The organism is Bacillus cereus group sp. BfR-BA-01408 (assembly GCF_022663305.1).
Lineage (GTDB): Bacteria > Bacillota > Bacilli > Bacillales > Bacillaceae_G > Bacillus_A > Bacillus_A pacificus.
The window spans coordinates 19,025-27,901 of the sequence record NZ_JAKUFF010000061.1 but is presented as its reverse complement, the minus strand read 5'-3'; the positions used below and the strand labels follow the sequence as shown (position 1 = coordinate 27,901).

The window sequence follows — 8,877 nt, the reverse complement described above, 5'->3', positions numbered from 1 at the left end:
CTTTAAATTTCATTAGATAAAACCCCTTTATAAGTTTATTAGAAAAGACGGCTGTAATAAGAAGCTTGACGCTCTTTTACTTCGTCCATAATGGATTGAATGTGTTGCTCACGTAAAATTTCGTTGTGAGAAAGTTTACGTTTTTGAATGGTGATCGTTAAAAAGAATGCTTTAAATTTCATGAAGGTAGTTCTCCTTAAAAATATATTTTTAATACATATGCGTATAATATGAACTTTTAATGTCAGTCATTTTATCAGTCAGTTGTTTTATTTGCTGTTTACGATGGATCTCAGCTTCAGTTAAAGTGTTTTTCTGAAGTACAGTCGTAAAAAAGAAAATATGAAAAGTCATAAATGAATTCCTCCTTTCGAAAAGGAATTACATGTGATCACAATAAAGTGCTTGGCGCTCCTTAACATCATTCATAGCTTTTTCTATTTGCTCATTATGAAACATTTTATCTTTAGAAATTTTATTTCTTTGAATCGTAATACTTAAAAACAATACGCTAATAGTCATCGAATGTTGCTCCTTTCTTTAAAAAATAATGTAAGAGACTAAAAAATCGCACAAAAAAGCCACAGGAAGATATAGTTCTCCTATGGCTAGGCGTGAAAAAGCCACAGGAAAGTATACGACCTCCTGTGGCGAATTTATGAATTAATCGAAATAATGTACGATTTTCAATTCTCCATTAGGGTGGTCGAATTCATATTGAATTGTCCAGAAAACACAGGTGCAGTTAACGCTAAAGTTAAAGCATGTAATTGTAATTTCATCATTTCCTTCGACCTCCTTTTAGAATATTTTTCTTACGTTAGTAAGTATATACAATTAATGGATAATTGTAAACATAAAAAAATGAAAATTTTTAATTTTGATTAAAATGCGTATATTTTAAAGGGTTTTGAGAAGGTGTATTGTAATTAACGAAATATCGATAAAAATGGGGGATGCTAAATGAAATATATGCATCGTAATGTAGTTGTTATGCTAACAATTTTTTTATGTATTACTGCTTGTTCTAGAGGAGAAAGAATAAAAGAAATATCCGATGTTGAACCTGGTGATTTTAATAAATATGCAGGGACATACGTTGGGAATAACTCAGATGTAGTTGCAATTGTTAATCATTTACCTGGTGGTGAAACATTTCAAAGTGTAAGTTTAGAGAATGAAAGTATAAAGGTGAACTATGGTGCAAAAGGGAATGGCCCCCTTACAGAAGACATGGTTGAGACGTATTGGTTTGATGGTAAGGATACAATAAAGAAGAATTTTCTCTTTAATGCTATTTATCTAGCGATTTTAGTACCAAATGCAAAAGCTTTTGATTTCCAAGTAGAAAATAAAAAGTTTACGATAAAAAGAGAAGAAATACTACCAATATTGTATGAAAATTTTAATGATTTTCCAAAAGAAGATAATATATGGGATAAAAAGAAAGTAGTAAAGTTCCTTAATGATAATAACGAAAAAATGAATAGGCTTGTGAATGATAAAGATTTCCGAAAATCTTTATTTGTTAAACATCCAGTAAAGTAGTCGAAATAATTGGAGGGACAAAGATGGAGTTAGTATACAAAATTTCTTATCATAGAATACAGGCTCATTATTTACCTAAGTTAGTACAGGCAGTTCAGTTTGTTAGTGAAGAGAATTTATGGAAACAAGGGGAGTCTGTTAATTCAATTGGTGGAATCGTACTACATATTTGTGAACATATGCAGAGAAATACTAGTCGTTATAAAAATCCAAATATAGTTTTTGAAAAGGGAATCGAGGAGTATTTTCCAACAAAACGACAACATACTGAAGTTTTGCTACAGTACGTTGAAAAGGTATTTGATGAATGGGGAAAAGCATATATACAAGCATGGGAAGAAAAAAGACATATTGAACTTCATAGTTTATTACATTTAGTGGAGCACACAAGTTATCATTTAGGGCAAATAGTAGATCGTACAAAGTTAATAAAAGGACAACAATTTAACTTTTGTCAAAATGGTATAAATGAAAAGAATTTAAGAACAAGAGTTGAAACTTCAAAATTTTAGAAAGAGAGTCATTCTTAAACGAATGACTCTCTTTTTTTGTAAAAGAAATTTATGGAAATGAATATGTTTATGTGGTATGGTTAATTACATAAGTAATGAACCTATGAACCGAACTAAGGTGGTGAAATTGTGAAACCTACTCTGGAGCAAAATAAATTAATATACTTACAAATTGCAGAAACGATTGAATCTGATATTTTAAAAGATATATTGCTTGAAGAAGAACAAGTTCCATCAACAAATCAATTTGCGAAGATGTTACAAATAAATCCAGCTACTGCAGCTAAAGGGGTAAATGTATTAGTTGACGAAGGGATTCTATACAAAAAGAGAGGGATCGGAATGTTTGTTGCAAAAGGAGCGAAAGAAGTCGTACTTAAAAAAAGACAAAATACTTTTATGACCGAATATTTACCGAAAGTGTGGGAAGAAGCAAAAGTATTAGAAATATCAAAAGATGAATTGATGGATATGATTCAAAAAATTACGAAGGAGGGGAAAGAGGGATGATTCCACTTGAAACGAAAGATATAACGAAAAAATATAAAAAGAAAGTAGCAGTAAATGAAGTAACGATTTCATTGGAAGAGCATAAAATATATGGTTTGCTCGGTAGAAACGGTGCAGGAAAAACGACACTATTAAATTTACTTGCAGGCCAAATTACTTCAAGTAGTGGTAGCATATCAATATTTGGTGAAAATGTTTTTGAAAATAGTAAAGCAATGCAAAATATTTGTTTTGTTAGAGTGAAAGAAGAAGCACATTTCAGTTATAAAGTAAAAGATATTTTTAAGATGTGTAGCATGTTTTATAAAAACTGGGATGGAAAGTATGCTGAAGAACTCGCTAATAAATTTCAGCTTAATATGAAAGTGAAATATCATAAGCTATCACACGGTATGCAAACAGTTGTTGGAATTATTCAAGGATTAGCAAGTAGGGCACCAATTACTATTTTTGATGAACCAACTACAGGTTTAGACGCAGCACATCGTGAATTATTTTATAGTCTACTCCTAGAAGATTACGGTGAGTATCCACGAACAATTATATTATCAACACATCTAGTAGAAGAAGTAACCCATGTGATTGAAGATGTGATCATCATAAAAGAAGGAAAACTAGTTGTTCAATCATCGGTAGAAGATTTATTGCAACAAGCTCATATTATTTCAGGAAAAAAAGATAAAGTAAATGAATTTTCGATAAAAAAGAAAGTAATAAATCGAGAAGTCTATGGGAATAAAAGCATTACTGTTATATGGGAAGAACTTTCGAATGAAGATTATTATTCTCTTGAAGAAGAAGGTTTAGTAATTGATAGAATTACATTACAAAAACTATTTATACATATAACTGGTGGTGAAGTGAAATGACGATGTTAATGAAGCAGTTAAAGTTACATATTAATTTTCATTATAAAGCAATTTTAATATTTTGGATTGTAGCCTTATTAATAAAAGGGGTTTTAAATGCTGCTCATTTAAATGGAGTGAACATGGGTTATTTACCCGAAATTATAAATAACCCTTCAATAGCAATTATGTTATTTATAGTAGGGAGTGTTTTCATCATACAAGATGAGCTATTTCGTTTAGCAGTTTCATTCGGTGTAACGAGAATACAATATTTTATCGGGGCAATTTGTTATATCGTATTGCAATCTGCATTATTTTCATTTCTTCAAGTTATGCTTTTACAAGATATAAAATATAATTTAGTAAATGTTAGTTTTGGAGAGCAATCGGTACAACAATTTATTTTGCACTTTTTATTTTATGTTACAACAGCATGTTTCTTTCAAGTGGTAGTAGTTTTTAAACAACGATTTCAGTGGATCGGTCTTATGATTGGTGGGACCCTTTTCTTATCAACAAATAGTGTACTTTATGGAGAAGCAGGGGTAACCGGTTTATTATTTACGAGTGATGGATCTTTAGTAGATATACCGTATTTTACTGTTATTTCAATTGGATTAACTGTTCTTTATATCATAACTAGTAGTATATTTATTCGTAAAGTATCATTCGAAAAAACGATTTGAAATATTATTAGATTACTATAGAGAGAAGGATAGCAAATGGGAGACACATCTTCACTCATTACAGTCTTTTTAGGGATTGCACTATTAATATTCTGGCGTCGTTATCGCTCCATGCATAAGCCAATAAAGGGATCAGGAAAACGTATGTTATGGCCATTATTATTTTTAACACCAGGGATTATATGGTTTTTTGGTCCCGTACATCCAGCTATATTACAAGTAGTTATAGCGGTATTCATTGGGGTACTTTTCGCTGTGCCGCTTATAGTATTAACAAATTATGAACGAAGAGATGATGGGAATATTTATACGAAAAAAAGTGTTGCCTTTTTAATTACTTTTATTGCACTTATCGTTTTAAGGTATGGTTCAAGGAAATATATTGCTAATTTAGATCAACAAACGATAGGTTTATTATTTTACGTCGTTGCAGTATCGTATATTATTCCTTGGAGAATTGCTTGTTATATAAAGTTTAGGAAAGTTTTGCGTGGGACTAGTAATCATGCTAAATAAAAACTTCTCGTTTGAGAAGTTTTTATTTTTACATGTAAGCAAAATAATTTGTTGATGTTCAAGGCTATCATAGAATACGATACATATTAAAATGAGAGGAAAGTAGAGGGATAAAAATGCGTAATATTTTAGTCTTTCTAAATAACATGTCCATCGATAAAATAGAGGACATTAGACAAAAACATGATCCTTTATTTGGATTAATTCCACCGCATATAACAATCGTATTTCCATTTAAGAGTAATATTTCAAATGATGAATTAAAATCTCATATTTTGAATTTATCAAAAGGGGTAGGCAAAATTGAAATTGAGTTTGCAAATCGTATCACTAGTGTAGGAAACTATTTGTTTTTAGAAGTTGAGGGAGGGAAAGAACAAATAGAAGAACTACATGACTTGCTGTATACAGGACCTTTAATCCAATTTTTAAAAGAAGATATTCCATACATACCGCATGTAACAGTCGGGAGAAAAGAAAGTGCGGAGTTAGCAGCTGAAGTAGCTAAGGAAATTCATAGTTTCCCTCAAAAGTTACAATGTGTAATTGATAGAATTAGTGTAGAGCGAATTGGAGAGAACGGGGAATCAATTATTGAATTTGAAGTACCGTTGCAAAAAAGCTGACAAAAGTCAGCTTTTTATATTCGCAACATGAAGTAAAGCTCCAATCGCACCGCTATTACCACCATCTTGTAAAAAAATAGGTATTTTATTTTGATATTTTGTGTAGTTACTAATAATATTTTGAAGATGTATGTTATTACATAGAGTCGAACCAATATAAATAATATGGTCAATGTTTTTTGTTTCGGCGAATTGAAGGCTTAATGCAGTAACGACTTCACCGACGAGTCCTTGTACAGTAGCAAGTATATCTGAGCTATTATAAATTGATTCTATAGTAGCGGCTTTACCAAAATTGCTTGCAGTTAAACTATTATCAATAGGGGAGAGAATACCGCCATAAATATCACCAACTGTAATATCTAATTCTTTTCTAGAACCTACTTTTGTTAAAGGGATCACATCTTCAAAATGCTCTAGATTTGTTAACAATTTTGAAAGTCCCATAATAGTACCACCGCCAACACCAGTTCCGCCAGCTCGAATATATTGGTCATTATAAACGTAATGAATAGAAGTACCTGTACCGATATTTGTTAAAATAAAGTTGTTTATATCATACTTCTCTTCTTTTAAAATGTATCGGACGCCTATAAGAGTAGCTTCAAATTCATTTAGTTCTACTATTTTATATGAGTTTGAAAGTAGTTGCTGTAATTGTTTTGCTTTACCACCTGTAATACATATTTGTTTTTTACCAGTGTTTTGCTTAAGCCAATCTATTATTTTATTTTGTTCATTTGAATAAAACTTTTCAAAAGCTAATTGCATTTTTTCGTTCAAATAAGCAATTTTCGTTAATGTTCCTCCAGCATCGATACCGATCGTACTTTCCATTTACCTGCTCCTAACTACGTAATATGCTTTCGTGTTAAATCATACTCTCAACTAATGTAAGGAACACTCTAATCAGCTTGATATATTAATAGCTTTTCTATCGTTACAATCGGGTGATTATTAACAGTTGCGGTGCCTTTACCTAGAATAAAACCTCGGCGATTGCGAGTTAGCTCATAATGTAAATCAAGTTTATCACCAGGATATGCTTTTCCGTGGAATACAACTCCATCTAAAGAGGAGAGAAAGCCTAGTCCTTCAGAGTCACTCGTATGTACAAATGCACTAAGCTGAGCAAGTGCTTCTACAATTAACATATGAGGCATATGTTTTTGACTATCATTTATAAACCACTCATTATTTGTAATGAGTTTATATCCTGTAACGGATTCGCGTTGTTTTACATTTGTTACTTTATCAATCATTAAAAATGGATAACGATGAGGAAGAGTGTCCTTAATATGCATATGAAAGTACCTCCAATAAATAATACCCCTGCTACAGTTTAGCAGGGGAGTTATTCATTAATTTTTAACTAATTCATTAATTTTTTCAAGAGAAAAAATACCGCTATTCCTAATGTTTTCAACAACTTGTTGTAACACTTCTTTATCTTGAACGAGTGCAATACGTACAAAGCCTTCTCCGTGAGGTCCAAATGCATGACCTGGCGTAACAACGACATTCGCACGATCCATTAATGCGTATGCGAAATCTATAGAAGTCCAGCCGTTCGGAATTTCAGCCCAAACGAACATACTACCAGCTGGTTTATCGACATTCCAGCCAAATGTTTTGAACCCATCGATTAAAGTATCTCTACGTTCTTGATAAATACCGCGGTTTTTCTCACAAAAAGCAGCGCCATTTTTTAGTGCAGCACATGCCGCTTTTTGAATTGGTAAAAACACTCCGTAATCTGTATTGGATTTAAACTGGGTAAGCGCACGAACAATTTCTTCATTTCCAATCATATATCCAATACGACTACCTGCTAAACTATAACTTTTTGACAAAGAGTTGATTTCTACGCCAACTTCTTTAGCGCCAGGTACAGAGAGGAAGCTAATTGGTTTATTACCATCAAAATAAAATTCAGCATAAGCAAAATCATGGACAACAATAATATTATGCTTTTTCGCGAATACAATTACCTCTTTAAAGAAATCTGCATGAGCCATTGCTGGAACCGGATTCCCTGGGAAGTTTAAAATCATCATCTTCGCTTTATCTGCAATTTCTTCAGGAATTAGCTCTAAGTTAGGTAAGAAACCATTATCTTTCTTTAAAGGCATGTAGTAAGATGTTGCTCCAGCCATTTGAATTCCTGTTTCATAAGCTGTATATCCTGGATCAGGAACTAATATAATATCTCCCGGATTCGCATAAACCATAGGTAAATGAACGAGTCCGTCCTGTGACCCCATTAATAATAAAACTTCTTTATCGGCATTTAATATAACATTATGAGTGTTGTTGTAATATTCAGTTACAGCTTCGTGAAATTCTTGAATACCACTTAATGTGTATCCATAGCTTTCTTTTTGATTTGCTGTATGTACCATTTCTTCTCTTACGAAATCAGCAGGTGGCATATCAGGATTCCCGATACTTAAATCAATCATTTTGTGGCCTGTTGCAATCTTTTCTTTTTTATAGGCCCCTAATTCACTAAATATAGAAGATTGGAATGCTTTCATTCTAGTTGCTAACGTGTAAGTCATCAAAACCCCTCCTAAAAACAGTGTTTTCTTTCTGCGTTTTTAATTATTCTGAAAACACATGAGTACATTTTATCATTTTTTTATGAAAATTAAAACGATTGACAAATTTAGAGGGAGGATAAAAATAACGCAGAAAACATTTTCTGCGTTTTAAATGAAGAGTAATCATTTCTTTTTATATGTACATAATTTTTCCACTGCATAAAAGTATACGTTTAATTTGCCATCGACAACTTTTAAAGTTTGATCTGATGTAAATGAGTTACCATAATCAATGTGATATACATTAGAATCCTTAACAAATGAACCTTTGTATAAATCATCTTTTTTCTTCGTTGTTTGCATCTCTACTAAATATTGAATGATTTTTTCTTTCTTTTCTTCTTTTACAACTGTTTCAAATTTATACGATACAGGACAAAGACCGTTTTTGTTATCAATGACTTCCCAAGTACCGTATATGTCATTATTACTACATCCACTGAGTAGTATAATGAATAACGGAATAATGAATAGAACCTTTTTCATTTTGTACTCCTTTCTTTTCATTTTCGATAAACGTGCGAATGCGATACGAATATTGTAATAAATAAAGTTTAAATTTTTATAAAGAATTATTTAATTTCATATAAAGTGAAACTTTAATCAGTGGGGGTCTTACTGTCCATTAAATTGGGGAAGGTAGAGTTTTTAAAATAAAAAGGCATGAATCAAATGTAATCCAGATTCATACCTAATGTGCTATCTTATATTTTGTTTTTTGAGGATAAATGAAGCGGAAAGAAGAATGACAATGCCGTTTAAAATGTATACATTTACAATAGAAGAGGTTAGGTTAATTGCTCCCAAACCAGCGTTATCCAATATAGAAGTGAGTGCCGTAATTGTCAAAAAAATAATAGGCATTAGTAGTAAAAATATGAAGCCTGCCAAAACCCTTCTTTTAAAGCTATGTTGAGATAGGGAAATTGCTAAAAAGTTTATGATGCTAAACATAACGAATACAACAAAAAGGATAATAAATAACTGGATGCCATCAGACATTTTGCGCCTCCTATATACTTTAT

15 protein-coding genes are annotated in these 8,877 nt (G+C 31.7%); 7 read left to right on the top strand and 8 right to left on the bottom strand.

Annotated features, from left to right (window positions below; translation table 11 throughout):
* Positions 1 to 38: 38 nt before the first annotated feature.
* From MR083_RS20540 to MR083_RS20530, 3 genes are read right to left on the bottom strand one after another with little or no spacing between them, the layout of a single operon-like run.
* Entirely contained in the window at positions 39 to 182 is a 144-nt protein-coding gene (locus MR083_RS20540; protein WP_000668957.1) for a YrzI family small protein, read from the bottom strand.
* Positions 183 to 210: 28 nt separating this feature from the next.
* On the bottom strand, positions 211 to 354 hold the full coding sequence (locus MR083_RS20535) for a YrzI family small protein (RefSeq protein ID WP_000142732.1): 144 nt from the start codon (positions 352 to 354) through the stop codon (positions 211 to 213).
* A 27-nt stretch (positions 355 to 381) separates the two neighbouring features.
* Positions 382 to 522: a YrzI family small protein gene (locus MR083_RS20530; RefSeq protein ID WP_000156180.1), complete on the bottom strand. Its 141-nt coding sequence runs from the start codon at positions 520 to 522 to the stop codon at positions 382 to 384.
* Between the two features lie 441 nt (positions 523 to 963).
* On the opposite strand from MR083_RS20530, the gene MR083_RS20525 reads away from it, so the two are divergent.
* The 7 genes from MR083_RS20525 to MR083_RS20495 all read left to right on the top strand — a co-directional run bounded on the left by MR083_RS20525 (position 964) and on the right by MR083_RS20495 (position 5,249).
* Positions 964 to 1,548 (top strand): DUF4825 domain-containing protein, encoded by a 585-nt coding sequence (locus MR083_RS20525; protein WP_000876555.1) that lies wholly within the window; start codon positions 964 to 966, stop codon positions 1,546 to 1,548.
* A gap of 23 nt (positions 1,549 to 1,571) precedes the next feature.
* Positions 1,572 to 2,060, top strand: a complete 489-nt coding sequence (locus MR083_RS20520; protein ID WP_242269776.1) for a DinB family protein — start codon at positions 1,572 to 1,574, stop codon at positions 2,058 to 2,060.
* A gap of 129 nt (positions 2,061 to 2,189) precedes the next feature.
* On the top strand, positions 2,190 to 2,570 hold the full coding sequence (locus MR083_RS20515; protein ID WP_000805194.1) for a GntR family transcriptional regulator: 381 nt from the start codon (positions 2,190 to 2,192) through the stop codon (positions 2,568 to 2,570).
* A complete protein-coding gene (locus MR083_RS20510; RefSeq protein WP_242269775.1) occupies positions 2,567 to 3,439 on the top strand; it encodes an ATP-binding cassette domain-containing protein in 873 nt (290 codons plus the stop codon). The genes MR083_RS20515 and MR083_RS20510 overlap by 4 nt, the downstream gene beginning before the upstream one ends.
* On the top strand, positions 3,436 to 4,107 hold the full coding sequence (locus MR083_RS20505; RefSeq protein WP_242269774.1) for a DUF4052 family protein: 672 nt from the start codon (positions 3,436 to 3,438) through the stop codon (positions 4,105 to 4,107). The genes MR083_RS20510 and MR083_RS20505 overlap by 4 nt, the downstream gene beginning before the upstream one ends.
* Positions 4,108 to 4,143: 36 nt before the next feature.
* On the top strand, positions 4,144 to 4,623 hold the full coding sequence (locus MR083_RS20500; protein ID WP_000502989.1) for a CcdC family protein: 480 nt from the start codon (positions 4,144 to 4,146) through the stop codon (positions 4,621 to 4,623).
* 116 nt (positions 4,624 to 4,739) lie between these two features.
* On the top strand, positions 4,740 to 5,249 hold the full coding sequence (locus MR083_RS20495; RefSeq protein WP_242269773.1) for a 2'-5' RNA ligase family protein: 510 nt from the start codon (positions 4,740 to 4,742) through the stop codon (positions 5,247 to 5,249).
* Between the two features lie 6 nt (positions 5,250 to 5,255).
* Here the strand turns inward: MR083_RS20495 and coaW are convergent, their stop codons facing one another.
* From coaW to MR083_RS20470, 5 genes are all read right to left on the bottom strand, one after another.
* Positions 5,256 to 6,086, bottom strand: coding sequence for a type II pantothenate kinase (gene coaW, locus MR083_RS20490; protein WP_242269772.1), 831 nt, complete (start codon positions 6,084 to 6,086; stop codon positions 5,256 to 5,258).
* A gap of 68 nt (positions 6,087 to 6,154) precedes the next feature.
* A complete protein-coding gene (locus tag MR083_RS20485) occupies positions 6,155 to 6,553 on the bottom strand; it encodes a 3-hydroxyacyl-ACP dehydratase FabZ family protein (protein WP_242269771.1) in 399 nt (132 codons plus the stop codon).
* A gap of 57 nt (positions 6,554 to 6,610) precedes the next feature.
* Positions 6,611 to 7,810: an LL-diaminopimelate aminotransferase gene (locus MR083_RS20480; RefSeq protein WP_242269770.1), complete on the bottom strand. Its 1,200-nt coding sequence runs from the start codon at positions 7,808 to 7,810 to the stop codon at positions 6,611 to 6,613.
* A gap of 165 nt (positions 7,811 to 7,975) precedes the next feature.
* Entirely contained in the window at positions 7,976 to 8,338 is a 363-nt protein-coding gene (locus MR083_RS20475) for a hypothetical protein (protein WP_000756368.1), read from the bottom strand.
* A 213-nt stretch (positions 8,339 to 8,551) separates the two neighbouring features.
* Entirely contained in the window at positions 8,552 to 8,854 is a 303-nt protein-coding gene (locus MR083_RS20470; RefSeq protein ID WP_046647399.1) for a hypothetical protein, read from the bottom strand.
* Between the last annotated feature and the right edge of the window lie 23 nt (positions 8,855 to 8,877).